This is a genomic window from Crossiella sp. S99.2 (assembly GCF_023094165.1).
In the GTDB taxonomy this organism is placed as follows: domain Bacteria; phylum Actinomycetota; class Actinomycetes; order Mycobacteriales; family Pseudonocardiaceae; genus Crossiella.
Genome location: NZ_JALMDK010000003.1, coordinates 148,542 through 174,397 on the forward strand (window position 1 = coordinate 148,542; position 25,856 = coordinate 174,397).

General features: G+C 69.9%; 20 protein-coding genes. 5 read left to right on the forward strand and 15 right to left on the reverse strand.

Features of this window, described 5'->3' with window-relative positions:
• The 7 genes from MZC64_RS11905 to MZC64_RS11935 all read right to left on the reverse strand — a co-directional run bounded on the left by MZC64_RS11905 (position 1) and on the right by MZC64_RS11935 (position 5,537).
• Positions 1 to 1,233 (reverse strand): serine hydrolase, encoded by a 1,233-nt coding sequence (locus MZC64_RS11905; RefSeq protein WP_247757251.1) that lies wholly within the window; start codon positions 1,231 to 1,233, stop codon positions 1 to 3.
• A gap of 102 nt (positions 1,234 to 1,335) precedes the next feature.
• A complete protein-coding gene (locus tag MZC64_RS11910) occupies positions 1,336 to 2,097 on the reverse strand; it encodes an ABC transporter permease (protein ID WP_247757249.1) in 762 nt (253 codons plus the stop codon).
• Positions 2,094 to 2,858, reverse strand: a complete 765-nt coding sequence (locus MZC64_RS11915; RefSeq protein ID WP_247757248.1) for an ABC transporter ATP-binding protein — start codon at positions 2,856 to 2,858, stop codon at positions 2,094 to 2,096. Before MZC64_RS11915 ends, MZC64_RS11910 begins: the two co-directional genes overlap by 4 nt.
• The gene (locus MZC64_RS11920; RefSeq protein ID WP_247757246.1) at positions 2,855 to 3,223 is read right to left on the reverse strand and encodes a DUF1048 domain-containing protein; all 369 of its coding nucleotides are present in this window, start codon (positions 3,221 to 3,223) and stop codon (positions 2,855 to 2,857) included. Before MZC64_RS11920 ends, MZC64_RS11915 begins: the two co-directional genes overlap by 4 nt.
• Before the next feature lie 2 nt (positions 3,224 to 3,225).
• The gene (locus MZC64_RS11925; protein ID WP_308300991.1) at positions 3,226 to 3,555 is read right to left on the reverse strand and encodes a PadR family transcriptional regulator; all 330 of its coding nucleotides are present in this window, start codon (positions 3,553 to 3,555) and stop codon (positions 3,226 to 3,228) included.
• A 168-nt stretch (positions 3,556 to 3,723) separates the two neighbouring features.
• Entirely contained in the window at positions 3,724 to 5,091 is a 1,368-nt protein-coding gene (locus tag MZC64_RS11930; RefSeq protein ID WP_247757242.1) for a DHA2 family efflux MFS transporter permease subunit, read from the reverse strand.
• Between the two features lie 17 nt (positions 5,092 to 5,108).
• Positions 5,109 to 5,537, reverse strand: coding sequence for a MerR family transcriptional regulator (locus tag MZC64_RS11935; protein ID WP_247757241.1), 429 nt, complete (start codon positions 5,535 to 5,537; stop codon positions 5,109 to 5,111).
• Positions 5,538 to 5,759: 222 nt separating this feature from the next.
• Between MZC64_RS11935 and MZC64_RS11940 the strand changes: the two genes are divergently transcribed.
• Positions 5,760 to 6,389, forward strand: coding sequence for a DUF4360 domain-containing protein (locus MZC64_RS11940; RefSeq protein WP_185004809.1), 630 nt, complete (start codon positions 5,760 to 5,762; stop codon positions 6,387 to 6,389).
• A 250-nt stretch (positions 6,390 to 6,639) separates the two neighbouring features.
• Positions 6,640 to 8,769 carry a cation-translocating P-type ATPase gene (locus MZC64_RS11945; RefSeq protein WP_247757449.1) on the forward strand — a complete coding sequence of 710 codons (2,130 nt, stop codon included), beginning with the start codon at positions 6,640 to 6,642 and terminating at the stop codon, positions 8,767 to 8,769.
• 8 nt (positions 8,770 to 8,777) lie between these two features.
• Here the strand turns inward: MZC64_RS11945 and MZC64_RS11950 are convergent, their stop codons facing one another.
• Entirely contained in the window at positions 8,778 to 9,770 is a 993-nt protein-coding gene (locus tag MZC64_RS11950) for a LacI family DNA-binding transcriptional regulator (protein WP_247757239.1), read from the reverse strand.
• A 120-nt stretch (positions 9,771 to 9,890) separates the two neighbouring features.
• On the opposite strand from MZC64_RS11950, the gene MZC64_RS11955 reads away from it, so the two are divergent.
• Together MZC64_RS11955 and MZC64_RS11960 are read left to right on the forward strand one after the other, a co-directional pair.
• A complete protein-coding gene (locus MZC64_RS11955) occupies positions 9,891 to 12,812 on the forward strand; it encodes a glycosyl hydrolase (protein WP_247757238.1) in 2,922 nt (973 codons plus the stop codon).
• Between the two features lie 194 nt (positions 12,813 to 13,006).
• Entirely contained in the window at positions 13,007 to 14,239 is a 1,233-nt protein-coding gene (locus MZC64_RS11960; RefSeq protein WP_247757236.1) for an alginate lyase family protein, read from the forward strand.
• Positions 14,240 to 14,436: 197 nt separating this feature from the next.
• Here the strand turns inward: MZC64_RS11960 and MZC64_RS11965 are convergent, their stop codons facing one another.
• Positions 14,437 to 15,594 carry a glycoside hydrolase family 105 protein gene (locus MZC64_RS11965; RefSeq protein ID WP_247757234.1) on the reverse strand — a complete coding sequence of 386 codons (1,158 nt, stop codon included), beginning with the start codon at positions 15,592 to 15,594 and terminating at the stop codon, positions 14,437 to 14,439.
• Positions 15,595 to 16,564: 970 nt separating this feature from the next.
• Between MZC64_RS11965 and MZC64_RS48610 the strand changes: the two genes are divergently transcribed.
• Positions 16,565 to 17,743 (forward strand): cytochrome P450, encoded by a 1,179-nt coding sequence (locus tag MZC64_RS48610; RefSeq protein WP_247757232.1) that lies wholly within the window; start codon positions 16,565 to 16,567, stop codon positions 17,741 to 17,743.
• On the opposite strand, the gene MZC64_RS11975 is transcribed toward MZC64_RS48610, so the two are convergent.
• The 6 genes from MZC64_RS11975 to MZC64_RS12000 all read right to left on the reverse strand — a co-directional run bounded on the left by MZC64_RS11975 (position 17,733) and on the right by MZC64_RS12000 (position 25,789).
• Positions 17,733 to 21,221 carry a TM0106 family RecB-like putative nuclease gene (locus tag MZC64_RS11975; RefSeq protein WP_247757231.1) on the reverse strand — a complete coding sequence of 1,163 codons (3,489 nt, stop codon included), beginning with the start codon at positions 21,219 to 21,221 and terminating at the stop codon, positions 17,733 to 17,735. The two genes, MZC64_RS48610 and MZC64_RS11975, sit on opposite strands and share 11 nt — an antisense overlap.
• A 17-nt stretch (positions 21,222 to 21,238) precedes the next feature.
• Complete coding sequence (locus MZC64_RS11980) at positions 21,239 to 21,481, reverse strand: Rv0909 family putative TA system antitoxin (protein ID WP_247757229.1); 243 nt, start codon at positions 21,479 to 21,481, stop codon at positions 21,239 to 21,241.
• A gap of 33 nt (positions 21,482 to 21,514) precedes the next feature.
• Positions 21,515 to 22,552: an ABC transporter substrate-binding protein gene (locus MZC64_RS11985; RefSeq protein ID WP_247757227.1), complete on the reverse strand. Its 1,038-nt coding sequence runs from the start codon at positions 22,550 to 22,552 to the stop codon at positions 21,515 to 21,517.
• Entirely contained in the window at positions 22,549 to 23,325 is a 777-nt protein-coding gene (locus MZC64_RS11990) for an ABC transporter ATP-binding protein (protein WP_247757225.1), read from the reverse strand. Before MZC64_RS11990 ends, MZC64_RS11985 begins: the two co-directional genes overlap by 4 nt.
• The gene (locus MZC64_RS11995) at positions 23,322 to 24,356 is read right to left on the reverse strand and encodes an iron ABC transporter permease (RefSeq protein ID WP_247757224.1); all 1,035 of its coding nucleotides are present in this window, start codon (positions 24,354 to 24,356) and stop codon (positions 23,322 to 23,324) included. The genes MZC64_RS11990 and MZC64_RS11995 overlap by 4 nt, the downstream gene beginning before the upstream one ends.
• A gap of 635 nt (positions 24,357 to 24,991) precedes the next feature.
• Complete coding sequence (locus MZC64_RS12000; protein ID WP_247757222.1) at positions 24,992 to 25,789, reverse strand: metalloregulator ArsR/SmtB family transcription factor; 798 nt, start codon at positions 25,787 to 25,789, stop codon at positions 24,992 to 24,994.
• Positions 25,790 to 25,856: the final 67 nt, after the last annotated feature.

Below are 25,856 nucleotides of genomic sequence, written 5' to 3' on the forward strand. Positions count from 1 at the left end.
TCAGTCCAGGCAGGCCCGGACCGCGGTGGCCAGCCGCACCGCCCGCGGGTCGTCCGGCCGGAAGTTCCACAGGTTGGTGACGTAGCCGAAGCCGACCTCGGCATCGGGGTCGCCAAAACCGATCGAGCCGCCGGAACCCGGGTGACCGAAGGCGCCAGGCCCGGTCAGCGGCATGATCGGGGCGGCCCGCATGAATCCGAGCGACATGTAGAAGGAGCGGTCGGCCGGGATGTTCAGCTCCGGCGGCAGCCCGTGCATCGGCGTCTTGTCGGTGTGCACGACGGACATCTGCTCGACCGTGGCCGGGTTCAGCAGCCGCGTCCCGTCGACCTCGCTCACCGTGGCGGCGTACATCCGGGCCAGCGAGTGCGCGTCCGCGACCATGTTCGCGGCCGGGAACTCCGCCGCCCGCCAGGCCCGGGTGGTGAAGTAGTCGCTCGTGTTGTCCAGGGCGCCGCCGAGTGAGCCCGCCTTCATCTGGACCGAATCCGGGCTGTACAAGGCGTTCACCCAGGCGGTGACGGTGTCCGCGTCGAGGCCGGTCAGCTTGACCATCCCGGCGATCAGCTCCGGCAGGCTGAACGGCGCGGCGAAGTGCAGCTTGGACACCCGCTGCTCGTCTTCCTCGGGCAGCCCGATCCAGGCGCTGAGCCCGAGCGGACGGGCGACCTCCTCGGCGAAGAACGTGCCGAGCGACTTACCGGTGATCCGGCGCACGAGTTCGCCGACCAGGAACCCGTAGGTGACGGCGTGGTAGGCGTGTTCGGTACCGGGAGTCCACAGTGGAGGCTGTGCTTCCAGGGCCCGGATGACCGGGTCCCAGGCGCAGGCCTCCGCGAAGGTCAGCGGTCCGTCCACGAGGGGCAGACCGGCCTGGTGCGAGAGCAGCCAGCGCACCTTGATGTGTTCCTTGCCGTTGGCGCCGAACTCCGGCCAGTACTGGACCACCGGGGCGTCCAGGTCCAGCAATCCGCGCTGTACCAGGATGTGCGCGCAGATCGCGGTGGCGCCCTTGGTGGTGGAGGCGACCTGGATGACGGTGTCCGCGCGCCACGGCAGGTTCGCTTCGCGATCGGCCAGGCCGCGCCACAGGTTGACTACGGGGCGGCCGCCCACGTAGACGCTGCACGCGGCGCCGATCTCGCCGTCTCCCTCGAAGTTGGCGTGGAAGACGTCGGCGACCTTGCCCCAGCCTGGCTCGACGCACTCGGGGTTGCTGGTCGTGTGTTCCATGATGGAATCCTTTCGGGTGTCCTGGAAACGGGTGCGGCGAACAAGCCCGGCCCAGGGCGAAGATGTTGTGCGGTAAGGGTTGTAGCTGCTCCGGCGTGGAGGTCAGGAGATCCGGCGCCGGTAGGTCGCCGTGGCCAGGAGGTAGGCCACGAGCAGGATGCCGGCACACCAGGCCAGCGCGATCCAGATGTCGTTCCCGGCGGGCTGCTGGGTGAACAGGCCGCGGATGGTGTTGACGATGGAGGTCACCGGCTGGTGCTCGGCGAAGGCGCGCACCGGGCCGGGCATCGTGCCGGTGGGCACGAACGCGGAGCTGAGGAACGGCAGGAAGATGAGCGGGTAGGAGAACGCGCTCGCGCCGTCCACCGACTTCGCGGACAGCCCGGCGATCACCGCCAGCCAGGTCAGCGCCAGGGTGAACAGGATCAGGATGCCGGCCACCGCGAGCCAGGCCAGCACGCCGGCCCCGGAGCGGAAACCCATGATCAGGGCCACGCCCACGACGATCACCAGTGAGAGCAGGTTGGCGATCAGCGAGGTCAGCACGTGCGCCCACAGCACGCCCGAGCGGGCGATCGGCAGCGACTGGAAGCGCTCGAAGATCCCGCCGCGCAAGTCGTTGAACAGCCGGAACGCGGTGTAGGCGACGCCGGAGGCGACGGTGATCAGCAGGATGCCGGGCAGCATGTAGTCGATGTAGGAGCCCGACCCGGTGTTGATCGCGCCGCCGAAGACGTAGACGAACATCAGCATCATCGCCACCGGCATGATCGCGGTGGTGATGATGGTGTCCAGGCTGCGCGTGACGTGTTTGAGGGACCGTCCGAAAAGGACGGTGACATCGCTGACTAAGTGTGTGGTCATGGTGATTCCTTGGCGCCGACGAGGGCGAAGAAGACGTCTTCCAGGGTCGGCTGCTTCTCCACGTATTCGACCTCGGCGGGCGGGAGCAGTCCTTTGAGTTCGGTGAGGGTGCCGTTGACGATGATCCGGCCCTGGTGCAGGATCGCGATCCGGTCCGCGAGCTGTTCGGCCTCCTCCAGGTACTGCGTGGTCAGCAGCACCGTGGTGCCGCGTGCGGCCAGGCTCTTCACCGCGGCCCACACCTCCAGGCGGGCCTCCGGGTCGAGTCCGGTGGTGGGCTCGTCCAGGAAGATCACCGGCGGATTCCCGATGAGGCTCATCGCGATGTCCAGGCGGCGGCGCATGCCACCGGAGTAGGTGGCGACCTTCCGGTCGGCCGCCTCGGTCAGCGAGAACCGGGCCAGCAGGTCCGCCGCGATCTTGCCGGGCTGCTTTTGGTGCCGCAGCCGGGCGATGAGCACCAGGTTCTCCCGCCCGCTGAGGATCTCGTCCACGGCGGCGAACTGTCCGGTGAGGCTGATGGACTCGCGCACCCGCGCCGGCTGCGCGGCCACGTCGAAACCGGCCACGCTGGCCGCGCCCGCGTCCGCCTTGAGCAGGGTGGACAGGATCTTCACCACCGTGGTCTTGCCCGCCCCGTTGGAACCGAGCAGCGCGAAGATGTGGCCCGGCGCCACCTCGAAGTCCACCCCGCGCAGCACCGGCAGCTTCGGATAGGACTTCTCCAGGCCGCGCACCCGGATCGCGGGTCCGGCCGTCATGACCGCGGCCCCCCGCCCGCTTCCTCGGCACGCTCGATCGCGCTGGTCAGCCGGGTCCGCTCCCGGTTGACCCAGCCGCCACCCGTGTAGTTCGCGAGGAAGATCTCGGCGAATTCCACCGGGTCCTCGCCGACGATCTCGCGGATCAGCTTGCCGTCCGCCGCGGCCTGCTCGAAGAGATCAGCCAGGTCCTCATACATCGACGCCGCGCTGTCGCCGTCGGAGGGACCGAAATACATCACGTACCGCTCCAGCGCCTCGACCGCCACGCGATAGTGCTCGGGCAGCTTCTTCACCCGCGCCTTGTACTGCCACCACCGGCGTTTGTCGCCGACCACCGTCTCGATGATCTTCGAGATGGACATGATCATCTACCCCCTTCATGGAGCTGTCCGAGCCGTTCCGCGAGGAAGCTCCAGGTCCTCCAGAACTCGTCGAGGTGCTGCCCGCCCTGCGTGTTCAGCGAATACACCTTGCGCGGCGGCCCCTTCTCCGACGGGACCTTCGCCACGTCGACCAGGCCGCGCTGTTCGATCCGGACCAGCAGCGCGTAGACAGTGCCCTCGGCGATGTCGGCGAAGCCCTGATCGCGCAGCCACGCGGTGATCTCGTAGCCGTAGGCGGGCCTGCCGGACAGGATCGCCAGGACGATGCCCTCCAGCACGCCCTTGAGCATCTCCGTCATCTGCTTCCCCACGAACCGCGCCTTCCCAGACTACTTGGTGTCACTGACTACCGGTACATAGTATCGCTGAATACCGACGGCGCAAGTCCCCGTCGAGTTGGCCCAACCGGTACGCCGGTTTGGCTCAAGTGGGCGTACCAGTTGGCCCAAGTGGTACGGGGCGGGCTCGAAGGGGTGCGGTCAGCGCGCCGAGGCGTGCGCCTTGTCGCGGACGCGCAGCAGTGTCGCCGCGAGTGCGGCGAGCAGGGTCACCCCGGCCGCCACCGCCAGCGCGATCCGCAGGCCCGGCAACACATCCGTGCCCGCGGTGCCCGCCGCGTAGAGCGCGCCCAGCAGCGCCACCCCGACCACCGTGCCGGTCTGCCGGGTGGTGTTCACCACCGCCGAGGCCAGCCCGGACCGTTCGATCGGCACCGCGCCGAAGGCGGTCACGTTGGTCGGTGTCATGGCCAGCCCCATGCCGAGGCCCACCAACGCGAACACCAGCGCCGCCAACGCGAACGGGGTCCCGGCGCCCAGCAACAGGCAGCCGGCCAGGCCCAGCGCGGCCACGCCGTAGCCGAGCGCCATCGCCGCCGCGCCACCCAGTCGCGCGGTCAACCGGCCCGCCACCGGGGAGGCCACCAGCATGGCCACCGACAGCGGCAGCAACCACAGCGCCGACTCCGCCGCGCCCAGGCCCCGGCCCTGCTGCAGGTACAGCGCCAGCAACACGAACGCCGCGTAGGGCCCGAAACCCAGCGCGAACGAGGCGTAGTTGGCCACCGCGAACGCCCGATCCGCGAACAACCGCACCGGCACCATCGGCCGCGGCTGCCGCAGTTCCACCACCACGAAGAGTACCGCCGCCAGCACGGCGAGCCCGACAGTTATCCACACCCCCAGATCCAGGCCGTGCCGGCCCGCGCGGATCAGGCCCAGGCTCAGCGCGGCCGGCCAGGCGATGCCCAGCAGCTGCCCCAGCGGGTCCAGGGCGGTGTGCGCCGGATCCGCCGATTCCGGCACCGCCACCCACACCGCGACCAGCGCGGCCAGTCCGAGCGGCAGGTTGAGCAGGAACACGCTCCACCAGCCGAAGCCGTCCACCAGCAGTCCGCCGAGCACCGGCCCCAGCGCCGCGGCCAGCCCGCCGAACAACCCCCACCAACCCAGCAACGCCGCGCGCCGCACCGGATCCGGGGTGCTCCTGGCCAGAATGGACAGTGACCCGGGCAGCAGCACCGCGGCCCCGACGCCCTGCCCGACCCGGCCCGCGATCACCAGGCCCACGCCGTCGGCCAGCGCGCTGACCAGCGATCCCAGCAGGAACACCAGGATTCCCAGCAGCAGCAACCGTTTCCGCCCGTACCTATCGCCCAGCGCGCCGCCGGTGAGGGTGAGTCCGGCCAGGCACACGGTGTAGGCGTTGACGATCCATTGCAGACCGTCCACCCCGGCCCCCAGGTCCCGCTGGATCGCAGGCAGGGCCACGCCGATCACGGTGGTGCCGAACAAGGCCAGCGCGGTGCACAGGAACAACGCGGTCAGGAAGGTTCTGGTGATGATCACCCGCGCAGCGTGCGGGTTCAAGCCGACTTGAAGTCAACCTCCGCGGTCAGCTCCCGCACCTGCCCGTCCAGCCGCGCCGCCAGGTGCGCGCAGTCCCGCACCGGGTGCGCCCGCGGGCAGGTCAGCAGGTGCTCCAGGTACTCCTGGGCCTGCCGCAACTCGCGCACCCGCTCGGCCAGTTCGGCCGCCCGCCCGGCCAGCACGCTCCGCGCGCTCTCGCCCTGGCTCGCGTCGAGGAGCTGCCGGATGTCCTCCAGACTGAGCATCCCGGTGCGTTGCAGCGTCAGCACCAGGGCCAGCCGGCGCAACTCCGCCTCGCCGTACCAGCGTTTCCCGCGATCCTGCCCGGCCGGCGGCACCAGGCCGATCTCGTCGTAGTAGCGCAACGCCGAGGCGCGCAGCCCGAACAGGCGTGCCACCTGGCCGATCCCCAGCAACTCGCTCACCCGGCCCACCGTAATCCCTGGCGTCAGAGAATGCAGTCACATACAATGAGTCCAGAAGCCATTTACCGCTCGTGGGTTCATGGGCACATGGGATCCCCAAATGTGATCTCAGTCGGTCGCACTACTTTCGTAGTTGCCCCATACGGCCGCTGTTGAATACTCCCGTTTACGATATCGTGGGTCGCCGTCGTCGATAAATTGAGACGATTGGGAAGGGATTCCATGATTACCATGCTGGCCGCGGCTGGAATGGCTTTTTCCCTGCTTGCCTCTCCGGTGCCGGCGGCCGATTCAGCGCCGCCGGACAAGGTGACCGTCGAGGTGGTCACAGCGAACGGATCCGGCTGTCCGCCCGGCACGTCCGCTGTCGCCGTCGCCCACGACAAGACCGCCTTTACCGTGACCTACAGCGACTATCTCGCCCAGGTCGGCGTGGGCGCGAAACCGACCGACGTTCGCAAGAACTGCCAGCTCGCCCTGCGGATCCACTACCCGCAGGGCTTCAGCTACGCGATCCAGAAAGCGGATTACCGGGGTTACGCGAATCTCCAGCCAGGGGCGCGCGGACTCCAGCGGGCGAACTACTACTTCCAGGGAATGTCGGCCACCGAGTCGCGGAGCCATTGGTTCAACGGTCCGTGGGCGGATAGCTGGCAGGCAACCGACACCTCCGAAGGTCCCAACCTGATCTACGCTCCCTGTGGCGAGACCAGGAACCTCAACGTCAACACCGAGCTGCGTGTGCAGGCGGGGTCCTCGAATCCATCGACGACGACCAGCTTTATGACGATGGACTCCACGGATGGCAGCATTCGCACCACCTACCACTTCTCCTGGAAGCGGTGCGACTAGCGGATTGCCGGGTGGCTCAGGTCACAGGGGGGAACCAGGTGGACCAGCTGACCGACCTGACTGGCGTGGTCGGCTCCGCGCGGTGTGCACGCACCGCCTCGCGGAGCCGGCCACCGTCCACAGCAGTCGGCGGCGTCCCCTGGAGTGAGCAGTGCAGCAAGGTGTCGCGACCAGCGCGACCGCGGGTAACCAGGCCGAAGACGACGGGCCCGGCACCCGGCTGGGCACGGTCGAACTGGCCCTGAGCGGCATGACCTGCGCCGCCTGCGCGGCCCGGATCGAACGCAAACTCAACAAGATCGACGGTGTGCACGCCGTGGTCAACTACGCCACCGAGCGTGCCGCGGTCTCCTTCCCGCCCGCCGTCGACATCCCCCGCCTGGTCGAGGCGGTCACCGCCGCTGGTTACAGCGCGCGAGAGGTCCAGGAGACGACGGCAACCGACACCCCGGACCCGGTGCGCGCGCTGTGGCGCCGGCTGGTCGTGTCGGTGCTGCTCACCTTCCCGCTCGCCGATCTCGCGCTGGCCATGGCCTGGGTGCCCTGGCTGCGCTTCCCCGGCTGGCAGTGGGTGTGCCTGGGCCTGGCCGCGCCGGTCGTGCTGTGGGCCGCGCTGCCCTTCCACCGGGCCGCGCTGCGCAACGCCCGGCACGGCGCGGCCTCGATGGACACGCTGGTCTCATTGGGGGTGCTCAGCGCGTTCGGCTGGTCCACCTACGCGATGTTCAGCACCACGGTCACCGGCGGCATCTACCTGGAGGTCGCCGCCGGGGTGACCACCTTCCTGCTCGCCGGCCGCTACTTCGAGGCCCGAGCCCGGCGGATGGCCGGGGACGCGCTGCGCTCGCTGTCCCTGCTCGCGGCCAAGGACGTGTTGTTGCTGCGCAAGGGGAAAGAGGTGCGGGTCCCGGTCGGGCAGCTGCTGGTCGGCGACCTGTTCGTGGTGCCGCCGGGGGAGAAGATCGCCACCGACGGGGTGGTCGAGTCCGGGCGGTCCGTGGTCGACCTGAGCATGGTCACCGGCGAGTCGGTGCCGGTGGAGGTGGAGACCGGCGCGACCGTCATCGGCGGCACGATCTCGCACAGCGGCCGACTGATCGTGCGCGCCACCGGCGTCGGCGCGGACACCCAGCTGGCCCGGATGACCGCGCTGGTCGAAGCCGCCCAGGCGGGCAAGTCCGGTGCGCAACGGCTGGCCGACCGGGTGGCCGGGGTGTTCGTGCCGGTGGTCCTGGTACTGGCCGCGCTCACCCTCGCGGTCTGGCTGCTGGCCGGCGGGTCCACCGAATCGGCCTTCGGCGCGGCCCTGGCGGTGCTGATCATCGCCTGCCCGTGCGCCCTCGGCCTGGCCACGCCGACCGCGTTGCTGGTGGCCACCGGCCGCGGCGCCCAGCTCGGCATCCTGCTGCGTAGCGCCCAGGCCCTGGAATCCACCCGCGCGGTGGACACGGTGCTGCTGGACAAGACCGGCACGGTGACGACTGGCCGGATGTCCCTGGCCGAGACCTACTGCGACGGCGACCCGGCCGAGCTGCTGCGCTACGCCGGCGCGGTCGAATCCGCCTCCGAACACGCCATCGCCGCCGCGATCACCGCCGCCGCCCGCGCGGAATTCCCCGAACTGCCCGAGGTCGCCGAGTTCGCCGCGCTGCCAGGGCTCGGCGCCAGCGGCCGGGTGGACGGCGCGGAAGTGCTCATCGGCCGGTTGTTGTTGTTCGCCGAACGCGGTTGGACCGTCGAGCCGGAATTGGCGGAACGCTGCGCGGAATGGGAAAAGCTGGGCCGAACCGTCGTGGTGGCGGGCTGGGACGGCGCGGCCCGTGGTCTCCTGGCGGTGCTGGACACGGTCAAGGAATCCGCGCCAGGTGCGATCAAGGCGTTGCGCGCACTCGGGTTGACCCCGGTGCTGCTCACCGGCGACAACGAGGCCACCGCCCGCCTGGTCGCCGAGGCGGTCGGCATCGAGGAGGTGCACGCCGGGGTGCTGCCCCAGGGCAAGGTCGAGGTGGTGCGGGCATTGCAGGCCCAGGGCCGCCGGGTGGCCATGGTCGGTGACGGTGTCAACGACGGCCCGGCGCTGGCCGCCGCCGACCTGGCCATGGCCATGGGCACCGGCGCGGACGTCGCCCTGCACGCCGCCGACCTGATCCTGGTGCGGGACAACCTGATCGCCGTCCCGGACGCCATCCGGCTGGCCCGCGCCACGCTGAACACCATCCGCGGCAACCTGTGGTGGGCCTTCGGCTACAACGTGGCCGCACTGCCGGTGGCCGCCCTCGGCCTGCTCAACCCGCTGATCGCCGGGGCCGCGATGGCGTTGTCCTCGGCGTTCGTGGTGTCCAACAGCATGCGGCTGCGCAAGTTCGGCGGCGGCCGGTAGCCGCCGGGTCAGGCGCGCGGCGGCGCGGTGGAGCCGCGCACCACCAGCTCCGCGGCGAAGGCGGGCAGCTCCGGCTCGGCGCCGTCCAGCAGGCCGAGCACCGCGCGTGCCGCCGCCCGCCCCATCTCCCTGGCGGGCTGGCGCACCGTGGTCAGCGGCGGCACCGCGTACCGCACGCTCGGCAGGTCGTCGAACCCCACCAGGGACACGTCCTCCGGCACCCGCAACCCCTGCTCCGCCAAGGCCAGCCGCGCCCCCATCGCCACCTGGTCGTTCGCCGCGACCACCGCCGTGCACCGGATTCCCGTGCCCGCCACCAGGTGCACCGCCCGCTGTCCGTCGTCCTCGTGGTACCCGCCGGGCACCGCGACCGGGGTGAGCCCGGCCGCCGTCATCGCGTCCCGGTACCCGCGCAGCCGTTCCTCGGTGTCCTGCTGCCCGGCCTCGCCGCAGATGTGCACGATGTCCCGATGCCCAAGGGAGACCAGGTGTTCGGTGGCCACCCGCGCGCCGTGGTGGTTGTCCAGGGTGATCGCCGGATGACCCGGCGCGCCGCGCAGCACCGTGACCAGGGGCAGATCTCCCGCCGCCGCAACAAGATCCGGGCCGGGCAGGCGACCGCCCAGCACGATCAGCGCGTCGGCCTGGCGCTGCACCAGGTGCTCCAGCGCGCGGCGTTCGGTCTCGGTCTCGAAGGCGCCGCTGGCGAAGAGGGCTTGGTAGCCAAGGCCGTGCAGTTCGGCCTCCACCCCGGCCATGATCAGGCCGTAGAGCGGGCTGGCCAGGTCGGGGGTGAGCACGCCGACGGTGAAGGTGCGGCCCCAGGCCAGGCCCTTGGCCATCAGGTTGGGGCGGTAGCTCAGATCGGCCATCGCGGACAGCACGGCGTCCCGTTTCTCCGGGGCGACCACGGCGTTGCCGGTGAGCACCCGGGACACCGTCGCCTTGGACACCCCGGCCCGCGCCGCGATGTCGGTGATCGTCGCCTTCCTGCCAGCCACCAGCCCCACCCTCCCCATTCACCTGGGCGTTGACCGCCCCTGTGACGGATGTTACATTCCCGAAACGCGTTTGAAACCGGTTTCAAACCAGTGGTTCACCACCCCCTGCTTGGAGGAACCATGAGTTTGCTCAGCCGTGGGCTGGCCGCTGCCACCGCGGTCCTCACGTTAGGCGTGTTAGTCCCGCTGGCCGTCGCGGTCGGCACGGGGTCGGCCCAGGCCGAGCCGATCGGCGCGGGCAGCTACACCACCACCCTGCCCGCGGGCGCGGTCCTGCCCACCGCCTGCGGGGAGATCCCGCGCAACCCCCGCCAGTACGTCACCGGCAACGCCCCGGCGGGCGCGGTGCCGACCAACGACTGGTGGTCCTCGCTGATCTTCAAGCGCAACAACTGCGCGTACTCCGACAACCTGATGGCGCACCCGTTCTCCTTCAACACCAGCGCGAACGGCCTCGGCGTCGACTACGCCACCAACGTCACCATCAGCGGCACCGCCACCGGTGTCGGCGAGTACCACTACCCGTACTCCACCGACTTCACCCTGGGCGTGACCGGGCTGAACTCGCCGGATGTCAAGGTGGACGGCTGGACCGACTGGACGGTCAGCCCGTACTTCAGCGACGGCGCGCGCACCCTGCGCACCACCATCGGCCACGGCCTGCCCTTCGTCTACGCCAGGGTCACCGGCGGCGACGCGCGGCTGGGCTTCCCGGCCGCGCCGACCGTGTGGTCCAACACCGGGGCCACCATCGGTTTCACCGCCGAGGGACACGACTACGTGGCCTACGCGCCGTCCGGCTCGACCTGGAACGTGGGCGGCAACGCCATCACCTCTTCCTTGGCGGGCAAGGGTTTCTTCTCGGTGGCGGTGCTGCCGACCACCCCGGCCAGCAGTGCGGCGGACCGGCAGGCGCTGCTGAGTTCCTACGGGCGGCACGCGCACGCCCACGTCACCGGCACCAAGGTGGAGTGGGCCTACGACCAGGCGGCCAGCACGGTGCGCGCCACCTACCGCTACACCACCCAGGCCATGGAGGGCGGCCAGAGCGGCACCGTGGTCGCGCTGTACCCGCACCAGTGGCAGAACCTCAGTGGCAGCACGCCGATCGCGCAAACCTATGTCTCGCCCCGTGGTCAGCTCAAAACCCTGGTCGGCGCCTCGGCGTTCACCACCGCCATCCGCTACCAGGGCGTGCTGCCCGAACTGCCCCAGGTCGGCATGACCGGCGGTGACCTGACCACGCTGAACAACTACCTCAACGAGGCGTCCGCCGGTGACCCGTTCGGCGGGTTCAACAACGACACCTACTGGACCGGCAAGGCTCTCGGCCGGGCCGCGCGGATGATCGAGATCGCTGACCAGGTGGGCAACCTGGCGGTGCGGGACAAGCTGATCGGCGCCATCCGCACCCGGCTCACCGACTGGTTCACCGCGCCCAACGGCAAGAACGAGCGGGTCTTCTACTACGACCGCAACTGGGGTTCGCTGACCGGTTTCCCGGCTTCCTACGGCTCGGACACCGACCTCAACGACCACCACTTCCACTACGGCTACTACATCTCCGCCGCGGCCACCCTGGCCAAGTTCGATCCGGCCTGGGCCTCGGCGGGCCAGTACGGCGGCATGGTCAACCTGTTGATCAGGGACGCCAACGGGTTCAACCGCAACGACACCATGTTCCCGTTCCTGCGTGACTTCGACATCTACGCCGGCCACGACTGGGCGGCCGGGCACGGCGCCTTCTTCGCCGGGAACAACCAGGAATCCAGCTCCGAGGGCATGAACTTCGCCAACGCGGTGATCCAGTGGGGCCTGGCCACCGGCGACACCGCGGCCCGCGACGCCGGGTTGTTCATGTACACCACCCAGGGCGAGGCGATCAAGGAGTACTGGTTCGACAACCGGGACGTCAACTTCCCCAGCGCCTTCCAGCACTCCACGGTCGGCATGGTGTGGGGCGACGGCGGTGCGTACTCGACCTGGTTCAGCGCCGAACCGGAGATGATCCAGGGCATCAACATGCTGCCGATCAACGGCGGATCCCTGTACCTGGGCCATGATCCGGCCTACATCGACCGCAACCTGCGCGAGCTGGTGACCAACAACGGCGGCCCGCCCACGGTGTGGCGGGACATCATCTGGTCCTTCCAGGCACTGTCCAAACCGGACACCGCACTCGCGGAATTCCGCGCTGGCAACTACACCGTGGAGGAGGGCGAGACCAAGGCCCGCACCTTCCAGTGGCTGCGCAACCTCAGCGCGCTGGGTCAGGTGGACCGCACGGTCACCGCGAACCACCCGCTGCACGCGGTGTTCACCCGCAACGGCGCGAAAACCTATGTGGCGGCCAACATCTCCAACCAGCCGATCACGGTGACCTTCTCCAACGGCACCACACTCACCGTGGGCGCCGGCAAGACGGCCACCACCGGCGCGATCACCTGGAGCGGCGGCAGCGGCTCTGGCGGCCAGCCCACCACCAGCAGCAGCTCCACCACGACGACCACGACCGGCACCACGACAACCACGACAGGGCCGCCGCCGGTGCGCGGCAACAGGTTCTTCGTCAACAACCCCGGCGCGCTCAGCCTCACCGAGTCCGCCGGGGCCCGGACCGACACGATCGCCGGCGCGGGTGGCGGCAACAACGACGGCGTCCCGCGCAACGCCCAGACCTACACCGCCTGCGGCCTGTCCGGGACCCATGATCCGGCCCGGCAGACCGGGTTCAGCCTGTTCGTCGATTCCGGCACCGGCGTGGCCAACGGAGTGCAGGCGCGGGTCTCCTACGACTTCACCGGCTCCGGAAACTACGGCCGGGTGGAGACCTACCGCTACTTCGCCACCGACCCGGTCACCGGGTGGGAGAACTACACCGCGGGCGCCCAGCACTCCAGCTCGGGCGGCTTCAGCGAGCTGCGCAACGGCTGTGTGCGGCTGGAGGTGTGGAGCGCGATCGGCACCGGCCCGACCACGCTGCGGGTCAACGCGACCGCGGGCCAGGGCCAGCAGTCGGTGTTGACAATTCCATTCCAGTAAGCGCATCCGGTAAATACATCGCCCTAGTTCACAACCGTGAAAATTCATGGTTGTGAACTAGGGCGATGCCGTTTTCCGGCGATTTACGAATATCGGCGTATTGACCGCGGCGTGGTCTGGACCACACCATCGTTTGCGTTATCCGCGCTTCTCGCCGCGACGCGCAACCCGGGTATCCATCCCTGAGGAGACCGATGACCGCCCAGCATCGACGCCGGACAATCGTCGCCGCGCTCGCCTCGATCACCGCATCATTCCTGCTGGTAGGCGCCTCGCCTACGCTCGCGGAACCCGCACCGGCCGCCAACCCTGCCCCGGCGGCCGCGCTCGCCCCACCCACGTTCACCCACCCCGGCGTGTACGTGAGCCGGGGCCAGCTCGACTTCGTGCGGGGCAAGGTCCAGGCCGGCGCGCAGCCATGGAAGGCTGCCTATGACCAGATGAACGGGCATGCCCTTGCCTCGTTGTCCCGAAATCCGAAACCACGGGCCGTGGTCGAGTGCGGTCCGTACTCGAACCCGAACCTCGGCTGCACCGATGAGCGGCAGGACGCCATCGCGGCCTTCACCAACGCGTTGAACTGGTACATCACCAGGGATCAGCGTTATGCGACCAAGGCCATCCAGATCATGGACGCCTGGTCGGCCACCATTCGCGACCACACCAACAGCAATGCCCCGCTGCAGACCGCCTGGGCCGGGGTGTCCTGGGCCAAGGCAGCGGAGATCATCCGGCACACCGGCGGCGGCTGGTCGGCGGCCGGGGTGACCCGGTTCAGCACCATGCTGCGCAACGTCTACCTGCCCAAGGTGATCAACGGCCACGCCACCAGCAACGGCAACTGGGAACTCACCATGATGGAGGCATCCATCGGCATCGCGGTGTTCCTGGAGGACCGGAGCGCCTACGACCGGGCGGTGACCAAGTTCCGCCAGCGGGTGCCCGCGTTCCTCTACGTCACCGGTGACGGCGCCTACGCCAAGGGCCCGGTGGGCAGCGGCATCGACACCAGGGAGGAGATCATCCGCTACTGGCACAACCAGTCCACCTTCGTGGACGGGCTGAGCCAGGAGACCTGCCGCGACTTCACCCACACCGGCTACGGCCTGGCCAGCATCGCCAACTTCGCCGAGACCACCCGGCATCAGGGCCAGGACCTGTACCCGGAGATCGGCGACCGGCTGCGGCACGCGCTGGGCTTCCACGCCAAGTACGAACTCGGCGAGCCTGCCCCGGGGTGGCTGTGCGGCGGCACCATCAAGCGCGGCGTCGGCCCGGTCTCCGAGGTCGGCTACAACGCACTGGCCAACCGGATGGGCCACACCATGGCCAACACCCAGCGCCTGGTGGAGTCCCGGCGCCCGGCGGGCACCAACATCCTCTTCGTCGCCTGGCAAACCCTGACCCACGCCAACAACCCGGCCTGACCCCGTTGCCCGCGCCCGCCCCTCCGCCGAGGGCCGGGCGCCCGGCAAGCCCCGAGTGTTGGCCGTTCTCGTACGCCCAGTTGGCCCAAGTGGTACGCCGAGTTGGCCCAAGTGGGCGGAGAGCGTGCGAGTTGGCCCAACTCGGCGTACGAGTGTGCCCAAGCGGGCGTACGAGTTGGGCCAACTCGGCGGCGTGGTCAGCCGGTCCGGAGCAGTTGCTCGTTCATGATCAGGAACGCGCCGAGGCCGTGCAGATCGTTGGTGCTGCGCGGCCGGTTGAAGTAGTAGTTGAGATCACCGGGCCCGGTGCCGACACAGATCTCCCGCAGGTTCGTCCGCCCGTCCGTGCCCAGCGAGATCCGTTGCAGCACACCCTGATAGCCCTTGGCCGCCACCGCGCGGTAGCCCGGCTCCAGGTACCCCTTCTCCACGCCGCGGGAGAGCATGAAGGTGAACATCGCCGAGGCCGAGGTCTCGGTCCAGTTCCCCGCCGTGCTGCCCCGATCGACCACCTGGAACCAGCGCCCACTGGCCGGATCCTGGAACCGCTGCAACGCCACCGCCAGCTGCCGCACCGTGTCCAGTAGCGCCGTCCGGCGGGAGTGGTTGGCGGGCAACACATCCAGGATGTCCATCGCGGCCATCGCGTACCAGCCGATCGCCCGCGCCCAGTGGTGCGCGGAGTGCCGGTGCGGATCCGGCGCCCACCCGGCGGAGCCGTCAGCGTCGTAGGCGTGGAAGAGCAACCCGCTGGGTGCCTTCAACCTGGTGTGATAGGTCAGCATGTTCCGGGTGGACTCGTCGAAACCGTAGGTCTGGCCGTAGCGCTGGGAGTGCAGCGCGATGAAGGGCTGGGCCATGTACACCCCGTCCGCCCACAGCTCGCCGACCTTGCCGGTGGCATGCCACATGCCGCCGTCACTGGTCCGCGGATAGCTCGGGAAGCGGTCCCGGATCCGGTCCGCCGCGATCTTGTACCGCTGCTGCCCGGTTTCCTGGTGCAGCAACGGCAACAGGTAGCCGGGCCGGAAGGCGTCCAGATCGTTGAGCCGGTTGGCGAAGTTGCCGTTGGCATCGACATGCCGGTCCATCCACTGCCGGACATAGTCGAGATAACGCGCGTTGCCGGTGCGCTTGTACACCAGGTACTGCCCGTAGAGGTAAAGCCCACGTTCATAGGTCCAGCCACCCAGGGTGGCCGGGGTGAAGCGGGCCATCGTCGAGTCGACCACCGACACCGACCAGTCCGGCGCGGCAAACGCGGTTCCCGGCAACAGGGGAGCGGCCGCGAACGCGCCGAGGGTGCCCAGGAGGAATGTGCGGCGGGAGGGTTCAGCGGGCTGAACATTTCGCATGAGGCGATCTCCGTCGTCGTATGGGGTGATACGGCGGCGGCGCCTGCGGGAAAGACGAAAACGAGTAGAGCAGCACCCGGATCGGCCTGTCAATCAGGCGAAAAGGCGGCCAGGGGTTCGGTCGGCCGGAGATCAGCACGACGCTGGGGAGCGCGGTATCGGGGAGCGCGACGCCGGCCGCTTAGTTCACCCAGGCCCACCTGTCTACACTGGTGCTGGGTTTCCTGGGCGGCGTCATCCCTTAGTGTGCGGCCGAGGCCGGTGACCTGGGCGTGGATGCTGGGCTGAGGCTGTTCGCCAAGAGATGTGTCGCTCGGGGAACTTTGGCCGCTGATCGTTTCGTTCCGCAGAAAGAAGCGGTGCGCGGGGCGGGGGAGAGGCGACCATCGACCGGGCCCCGCCTGACTGAGTCGGCCAGGTGATGCTGAACCGGCCAGGTAATGAGGTGGCCAGGCGAGGTGAGCAGGACCGGTGAGGTGAGCAGGACCGGTAGGGTGAGCAGGCTGGTGAGGTGAGCAGGCATGGCAGGCACCCGGAGCCCGACGCTGGTGGCGTGCCGCTGACCGCCCGATCCGCAACGGCCGATCCCCGATCCCCGATCCCCGATCCCCGATCCCCGATCTCCGGCGCTGGGCGTCCGCGCCGCCCGGCCCCTGGCCCCTGGCGCTGGGCGCCCGTGCCGCCCGGCCCGCGATCCCGGGCCCCCGCCTCGGCGCTGGGCGCCAGCGCCGCGCGGCGCCGGTGCCAGCGTGCGGCGCGCGGCGCGCGGCGCGTGATCAACGGGTTGAATGCCGATGGCGAGTTCTGGCCAGGCGTGCTGGTTGACGGTCGGGGAATTGTGTGGTGACGCGAATCCGGGGCGCGTGACATTAACACGCCATAAACCAGTGAATTCCGGCAATTCGGGTAGGTAACTTCTCATCGCAACGGTTTCGAACCGCCATCCGTAACCGAGCTGGAGGCTGCCGGAGTGACGACTGCGCCAAACCTGGAGGAACTACCGCTGCTGCTGTGCACGCAGCCCGTGGTCGGCAGGCTGGACCCGGTGCTCCGGGAACTCCAGTCGCGCGGGCCGATCACCAAGGTCCGGACCCGGGCCGGGGACGAAGCCTGGCTGGTGAGCAGGCATGCCGAACTCAAGAAGCTGTTGCTGGACGGGCGGTTGGAGAACGCGCATCCGGATCCGGCGAACCGGCCGCGTTATCTGGACAGTCCGGTGTTCGACTACAACCTGCTCGGCACTGATTTCACCGAGGCCAATCAACTGCACCGGGACTTCCGGTCCGCACTCACCCCGTTGTTCTCCGCCCGCCGGGTGGCTGTGCTGCGCGAGGGCATCCGGGCCCGGGTGCACGCGCTGCTGGACCAACTGATCGAGCAGGGGCCGCCCGCCGATCTGCACAGCGAGTTCTCGCTGCCGTTGTCGCACGGCGTGTTGAGCGATCTGCTGGGCGTGCCGGACGAGCGGACCTTCATCAGCCTGCTGCTGGCGGTGGACGACGAGGCGTCGGTGGGCGCGGTGTTCGGGCACCTGGTCGAGGCGGTGACCTGGCGGATGGCGCATCCGGGGCCGGACATCATCACCGCGCTCGCCGAGGCAGGGGTGCCGGTGGAGCAGATCGTGTCGCTGGTGTCCACGATCAGTTTCCCGTTCCTGGTCACCCCGGGCGTGCAGAGCGTGGGCATCGGACTGTTCGCCGCGCACCCGGAGCAGCGGGATCTGCTCGCGCGTGATCCTGGACTGATCGAGACCGCGGTGGACGAGGTGTTGCGGATGGGGCAGGTGGTGGAGTCGGTGATGCCGCGTTACGCCGAGTCCGACATCGAGATCAGTGGGGTCACCATTCGCGCGGGCGAACTCGTGCTGTGCGACCACTATTCGGCCAACTACGACGAGCTGGTGTTCCCCGATTCCGAGCGCTTCGACATCACCCGCGCCCCCAACCCGCACCTGGCCTTCAGCCACGGCATCAGTCACTGCATCGGCGCCCCGCTGGCCAAGGTCCAGCTCAGCGAGACCTTCAGCGCGCTCATCGCCCGGCTGCCGGGGCTGGCGCTGACCGTGCCGGTGCACGAGATTCCGATGAACGTGGATCCGGAGGCGGTGAAGCTGGGCGGTGGCGTGGACGGGCTGCCGGTCACCTGGTAGGCCAGGGCCGGGCCTCGGCGAGCAGGCCGAGCATTCCGGCGACCAGGCGCATGTGTTCGACGTTGCGGATGTCGGCCTCGACCAGCCGCGGTGAGCAGATCAGCACGGCCAGGACCTGCGCGCGGGAGAGGGCGACGTTCAACCGGTTGCGGGACAACAGGAAGTCGAGTCCGCGGGGCAGATCGGCGGCGGCGGAGCTGGTCATGGTGGCCAGGACGACCGGGGCTTCCTGGCCCTGGAACTTGTCCACCGTGCCGACCCGCACCTCCGGGTAGCCCGCGCGTTCCAGCGCCCGCCGGACCACCCGGACCTGGAGGTTGTACGGGGCCACCACCAGGATGTCGGACTCGGTGAGCGGCCGGGACTCCGCGCCGTCGGTCCAGGTGCGGCCGAGCAGGTCGCGGGTGAGGTCGACGATCACCGCGGCTTCCTCGGGGGAGGAGGCCAGGTTGTGCCGGTGGTCGACCTCGCGCAGGTGCAGACCCGGTGCCACGCCGTCGATCCCGCGTCCGGCGGCACTGGGGTGGGCGTGCAGCAGGCCGGCGTAGGACAGGTTGGAGATGGGCAGGCAGACCGCGGGGTGCATGCGGCGGGACTGGTCCAGGAAATAGCCGAGCGCGGGCGGCATCACGTCGGCGGCGCCGATGAGGTGGCCGAGCGCGGAGGCATCCGCACCGGCCGGGTGGGTGCCCTGCACGACCTGGGGGAGTTGCTGCGGATCGCCCAGCAGCACCAGGTTCCGCGTGCACAGCGAGACGGCGAGGGCGTCCGCGAGGGCGAACTGGCCGGCCTCGTCGATGATCAGCACGTCGAAGGGCTGGGCGCGCAGCGCGGCGTTGGCGAAGGTCCAGGCGGTGCCGCCGACCAGGTGCCCACCGCCCTGCTCCTCCCGCCAGCGGGCCAGGTCGTTGTTGGACTTGGGCTGTTCCCACAGGCAGTCCGGTTCGGGGGTTTTCTTGGGGCGCTTGGCCATCGGCAGCGCCACCCCGGTCGCTCGCGCCGCGCCGCGGGCGGCGGTGAGCACGTTCTCCACCGCCTTGTGGCTGTTGGAGGTCACGCCGACGCTGCGCCCGTTGGCGACCAGGTGCGCGATCAACCGTCCGGCGAGGTAGGTCTTGCCCGCGCCCGGCGGGCCCTGCACGGCCAGGGTGGAGCCGTCCAGGGCGTCCACGGCGGCGATCACGGTGGCCACCAGGTCGCCGTCGAAGTCGTTGGGGGAAGGGAGATCCCGGTTGCCGCGCAGGCGGGGGCGGCGGCGCAGCAGGTCCAGGCCGGGGTGCGCGGGCAGCACCGGCAGGGTGTCCACGGTGATCCGGGCCAGGTCGGCCACGGCCTCGTCCTTGGGGCTGGGTCGTACCGGACTGCCGGGCAGCACCGCGGCGGGGCGGCCGTCGAACCCGTCGAGTTCGGCGGGTTTGGCGCTTTCCTGCACGGTCAGGCCGTCGGCCCCGGCGTCGACGACCAGGGCGTCCCTGGTGCGGTGGCCGGGGTAGAGCAGGCGCACGGTGTCGCCGGGGGCGAACGGGTGCGGCCGGTCTGGGTCGCAGGCCAGCCGGACCTCGCGTTTGGCGTTGCGCACCCGGCCCGACGGCGCGGTCCAGTCCTGTGTGGACACTGACACCGGGACGGCGCAGGTGTTGTCGGACTCCAGATCGGTGAGTGGCGCGGCGACCTGGCGGAAGAACTCCCACCACGCCGGGTTGGTCTCCCGCCGGTGGTAACCGACCGAGGCGGCCAGCAGGGACCGGGTGCGGTGGTCGGGGGTGAAGACGGCCGGGTTCTCCGGTAGCTCGTCCAGCAGCGGGTCGATCAGGGCGGCGAGCTTGGCTGCGCGTTCGGCCCGGCGTTGCGCGGCCAGTTCGTCGGCGGCGGAATCGATGGCGGCGTCCAATGTGGACGGATCGATCGGCGGCGTGGGTTCGATCCCAGCCTCGGCGCGGATGTCCAGGAGGAAGCGGTAAAGGCGGTTGGTGGACACGCAGTCGTACTCGTTGTAGTCGGCGATGCCGCGCAGCACCCCGGCCGCGCGATCGGTGTCGCCGACCTCGGCCAGGGTGAGATAGTCCTCGTATGCCTCGATGCTGGACACCGCGTTCTGCACGTCCCCGGCCCGGGATTCGGGCATGTACAACGGTTCCAGGTACTTGATCGAGTAGGAGCGCTGGGAGACCCGGAGTCCCTTGCGCACCACGGTGTACAGGTCGACCAGCACCCCGCCGCGCAGCAGCGTGTCGACCTCCTCCTCCCGGGTGCCGTGCAACGCGGCCAGTTTCTTCAGCGCGTTGGTCTCATAGGGCGCGTAGTGGTAGACGTGCAGGTCCGGGTGCTCGGCAAGGCGTTCGGTCACGAAGTCCACAAAGGACTCGAACGCGCGTTTCTCCTGGACCCGGCTGTGCGCCCAGAACGGGGTGAACTGCTCCAGGCCGCCGGGGGTGAGGGTGATCGCGCCGAAGAGGTACTCCAGGCCGTCGGAGTCCAGTGCGAACGGATCGCCCTCCATGTCGAAGAACACGTCGCCCGGACTGGGCTGCGGCAGCCCGGCCAGCTCGTCCGGGGCGAGGATCTCGTAGGAGACCTTGCCGATCGGGTCTTCCGGGGTGCGGGTGAGGTCCTGTTGCACCTGGAGGGTGGCCTGGGCGCGCAATCCGGTGAAGGTGGCCGCCGACAGGGTGGGCGGGCGTTCGGTCTCGGTGGCCGCGGCGAGGGCCTCGATGGTGCCGATCCCGGCGGCGGCGAGTTTGCGCCGCTGGTCCGTGCGCAGGCCCGCGACCAGGGACAGATCCCGGGCGGCCGAGCGGCCCTGGGCGCAGTGCTGGGCGAACCGGCAGGTCGCGCAGGCCGGGCGTTCGTCGTCCCACAGTCGCTCGGGCAGCGTGGCCTGCTCGCCGAGGCGGGTGCGCAGGCGGTCCCGGAGGTGGGCCAGCAGCGGCAGGAATTCCTGTACCCGCAAGGAATGCGCGCTGCCGTCGCCGAGCAGCAGGTGCATCAGCGGCCCGGCGGTGAACCCGGTCTGGGTGAGCGCCTGCGCGTAGGCGGTGAGCTGGAGCACCGCGGACGGGCGGGCGTGCCGGGCGAGTTTGGCGTCGTGTGGTTCGTAGGCGCCGTCGTCGGTGGCGATGAGGAAGTCGGCGCGGCCGGAGAACTCCCCGTCGTAGAACACACCCTGGTAGACCACCGGAGCCCCGGCGGCGAGGGCCTGCCGGGTGTGTTCGGCGGCCGCGGTCAGCGCCTCCGGGGTTGGGGCCGGGGTGTCGATCTCGACCACCCCGGCCCCGTACCGTCGCTTGAGCCGGGCCAGCACCGCCTGCTCGTGCGCGAGGCCGTGCTTGGCCACCAGGGCCTCGGATCCGCGTTCGGGCGTGGGCGCGCCGGGCAGGCCGAGCGCGAGGGCCTGGTTGAGCCGACTGCGGTGCCCGCACTCCATGAGGTCGACCAGGTCGGTCGGGGAGTGGACGAGCCCGTGATCGGTCCGCAGCATCCGGTCAGTCTGCCGGGTCAGGGTTTGGCGTCACCCTCCGGCTTGCCGTCCTTGTCCAGAAAACCCTCGACCTTGTTGCTGACATTCTCGATCTTGTCGGTGTACTTGCCACCGGTGACCTTGTCGATCCCGCTGGCCGCGGCGTCCACGCCCTTGGCGGCGAGTTCGCGCGCCTTGTCCCCCGCGGGGCTCTGCGCGAACTCGGCCGCCTTCTCCTTGGCCTGCTCAGCCAGCTCTTTCGCCTTGTCCAGGAAGCTCATGCCGCCATCGTGCCATCGGATCGGCGGATGTGCTCAGTTCCCGGGCCGGTCGTCAAACTTCGGGGTGACACCGGAGGTAGGCACCAGCCGCCAGCCTTCCAGGGCCTTGCGGACCTGTTCGGCGGCGTCGATGTTGAGCGGCCCGGAGGTCCACAGCGCGTAGGGCAGGTTGAGGAACCGGTTCTCCTTGACCGCGGGCAGCTCGTTGATCCCGGCTCGGGCCTTGAGCAGCGCGACCTTGTCGGCGTAGCTCTGCGGCGGGTAGTCCACGAACAGGAAGGCGTCCGGTTTGGCCGCGGCGACCCGTTCCCAGGAGACCTTGGTCCAGGTGTCGTCCACATCGGTGAGCGCGTTGCGGGCCCCGGCATCGCTGATGATCGCCTCGGGCGCGCCGAAGCGGCCGCTGGAGTACACGCTGTCGGTGCCGCTGTCGAAGAGGAACACGGTGGGCGCCTTGGCCGCTTTCGGTGCGTCGCGCAGGGTTTTGAGCCGGCCGTCCAGATCGGCGGTGACCTGGTCCGCCTCGGTCGTGCGGCCGGTGATCTTGCCCAGGTTGGCCAGGTCCTCGCGCAGTGCCTGCCAGGGTTCGACCACACCGCGGGCGGCCTTGCCGTCGCTCTGGCGGCAGCTCTCGGTGAGCACATAGGCGGCCACGTTCTGCTGGCGCAGGGTGGCCGGGGTGAGCTGCTTCTCCTCGGCGTAGCCGTAACTCCAGCCGGCCACCATCACGTCCGGGCGCTGGGCGAGCACGGTTTCCCTGGCCGGGTATTCGGGGGAGACCGAGTTGAGCTTGTCCACCACCGCGCCGTAGTGCCGCTTGAGGGTGGGGGCGTCCCGCTGCACGCTGGAGACCGCCGCGATCTGCTCCTGCGCGCCGAGGGCGAGGGTCATCGCGATCAGGTTGCCGTCGTTGACGAACAGCCGCTTTGCCAGCGCCGGGAAGCTGACCGGGGTGCCGCAGTTGGTGATCGTGACGGTGCCCGCGGCGGGCTGCGCGGCCGGGCCGCTGCCGCAGGCCGGCAGGGCGAGTAGCGTGATGGCGCCGATCAGCAGGGGGACGGGACGGCTCATGGGCGCTCCAGGGTGGGGGTGAACAGCAGGTGCGGCCGCCCGGTGTCCGGGTGGGTGACCCGGGTGGCCCGGACCCCGAAGACCTCGTGCACCAGTCGCGGAGTCAGGGCTTGCGCCGGGGCGGCGGCCGGGCGGGCCTGGCCGTCGTGCAGGACCACTACGCGGTCGCAGACGTCGGCGGCCAGGTTGAGGTCGTGCAGGGCCAGCAGCACGGTCCGGTCCAGCCCGCGGACCAGGTCCAGGAGGTGCAGCTGGTGCCGGATGTCGAGGTGGTTGGTGGGTTCGTCCAGCACCAGCAGCGGCGCGTCCTGGGCGAGTCCGCGAGCCAGCAGGACCCGGCGCCGTTCACCGCCGGAAAGCTGTTCCGCCGGCCGGTCCACCGCGTCCGCGAGGTCCACTGTGGACAGTGCTTTAAGGACGGTCTCGCGTTCCCGCCGGTCGCCCCCGGCCCAGGGCGCGCGGTGCGGGACGAGCCCGAGTGCGACGAGTTCGCCGACGAGCAGATCGGCTGGCAGTTCCTCTTCCTGGCCCACCATGGCGATCCGCCGCGCCCGCTGCCGCGCGGAGAACGCCGACAGCGGCTGGCCGTCCAGGAGGATCTGCCCCGCCGCGGCCGGCCGGATCCCGGCCAGTACCCGCAGCAGGGTGGACTTGCCGCTGCCGTTGGGCCCGACAAATCCCAGCACCTCACCGGGTTCGACGGCGAGATCGACCCCGCGCAGGATGGTCCGCCCGCCGATCGCGCAGTCCAGCCCTGTCGCCCGCAGTCTCATCCCTCGCTCCCGAACCGGTACCGCCGCCGTCCGAGCAGCAGCAGGAACACCGGCGCGCCGATCAGCCCGGTGACCACGCTCAACGGCACCTCCACCGGCCGGACCAGCACTCGTGCCGCCATGTCCACGCACAGCAGGAACAACGCCCCCGTCAACGCCGCCACCGGCAGCATCGCCCGATGCCGCGCCCCGACCAGCAGTCGCGCGATGTGTGGAATCACCAGTCCCACGAACCCGATCCCGCCGGACACCGCCACCAGTACCGCGACCAGCACGGCCAGCGCGACGAACAACGAGTTCCGCAACCCCCGCACCGGCACCCCCAGCGCCGCCGCGGTGTCCGGCCCCATGGCGAGGGCGTCCAGCCACCCACTCCCGGCCACCAGCAACAAACCCAGTAGCAGCACCACTGCAAGGGGCAGTCCGAGGCGGTCCCAGTCCGCGCCGGCCAGGCTGCCCAGCAGCCAGAACAGCACGGATTCGGCCGCTCCCGGCTGCGCACTGCGGAACACGAGATAGCTGGCGATGGCCGAGAACGCCGACCCCAGCACGGTTCCGGTGAGCACCAACCGCAACGGCGTCAACCCGCCTTGGGCCGCGGCGATCGCGAACACCAGCGCGGCCGCCCCGAGCGCGCCGACCAGTGCCCCCGCCGACAACGCCCACACCCCGGCCCCCGCGAACAACCCGGAGGTGATAACCGCGGTCGCCCCGACACCCGCGCCGGAGGACACCCCGAGCAGGTAGGGATCGGCGAGCGGGTTGCGCACCAGGGTCTGGATCGCCGCGCCCGCGATGGCCAGTCCGGCGCCGACGATCAGGGCGAGCAGACTGCGGGGGACGCGCAGGTTCCAGACGATGGTGTCGAAGGTGAGATCGGTGCCGGGGGAGCCGGTGAGCCGCGCGCCGAGCACGTCGAGCACGGCGCCGATGGGGAGTTGCTCAGCGCCGACGGAGGCGGAGAAGGCGGTCGCGACCAGCAACAACGCCGTCAACGCGAGCAGCACCAGGCCGGTCAGGGAACGACGCACGACGTGAAACCTCCCCGGGCTGACGCGACCCGCTAGGTGGCGGTGTGGACGGCACGGGGTCTGGCTTCACAGTGGCGCGACCGCTCCGAACGTGTCGGATTCCCGTTGCCGTCGACAAGGCGACCGCATCGTAGGCACAGGTGGGGTGGGGATCAAACTCAGTGGTTGATGGTCGTGATGGTTTCAGTGGCGAGCGAAACTGGTGCGATGGGGCGACGAGCACAACCCGGGCACAGAGGGGAGTGGCGCGGGGGAGGGGCACTGCGATGGCGCCGGGGGTTGCGGTCGCGCGGCGGACGAGAGGTGGCGCCGAGTCGGCGGGTGGGCCGGGCGGCAGGCGGCGGCGAGAGGCGGCGCCAGGTTGGTGGGTGGCGGGTGGCGGGCCGGGTGGCGCGGCGTGGCAGGCGCACCGTGTGGTGGCGTTGGGGTTGACCGGATGACGTGGTCAACCGCCAGGCGATAGCTCACCCGCGGTCATCGGCGCGAACAGGTCGGCCCTGCATCATTATTGTGTCGATAACTTCAGTGTCGAGTGAAATCAATGCCGCTGGACGAAAAGAGACGAAACCTGCCGAGAAGAGGTCGGGCAGGCCAGGGCCTCGCGAGTGTGGCGGCGGTGCCCTGGCCAGGCTGGGTCAGGCGTCCTGCGGCGCCGGCTCCGGCAACACCGAACCCGTCTCCAGCAACGTCTTCAGGTTGGCGATGATGTGCACCCAGCCTTCGCTGATCATGCCGCGCAGCACCGAGTCCGGCGCGAACCCGTCATGGGTCACCGTCAGCTTCACCAGCTCGCCCAGTGCCTCGATGTCGAAGCTCGCCTTCGACCGCGGTTCCGCAGCCAGCTTCGCGCCCAGCTCCGGGTCCAGGCCGACGCTGGGGGCGAACTCCGGGGTGAAGGTGTGCCAGGTGTAGGCCAGCCTGCGGTGCGGATCGGCCTCCAGGACCACCTGCTCCGGGTCGCTGTGCGACCAGTCGCCCTGGGTCCAGGTGATGGTGGAGCCGGGGCGCCAGTCGGATTCCAGGGTCGCGCCCCAGTACTGCTGGGTGAAGGACGGGGTGGTCAGGGCCGCCCACAGCTGTTCGGGGGTGGTGCGGATGTAGGTGGTGTAGACGAAGGGGTCCATGGGTCCTTGCTCCAATGCGGTTTTCAGGTCGGCCAGTGCCTGGGCGCGGGGACGGTGGTAGTGGGTGATCCAGCGGTCGGCGATGGCGTTGATCGGCGCGGCGTTGAGGTAGTGCAACTTCTCCCGGCCGCGCCACTGGGTGGTCACCAGTTCGGCAGCCGCCAGCACCGCCAGGTGCTTGCTCACCGACTGGCGGGCCATCTCCAGTCCGGCGCACAGCTCCCGCAGGGTCTGTCCGTTCCGGCTGTTCAGGCTGTCCAGTAACCGGCGGCGACTGGGATCGGCCAGTGCCTTGAACACCTCGTCCATCGGATCCTCTCGCACATGCAGCCGTTTGGCTGCCTGAACGATAGGCAGCCAAACGGCTGCATGTCAA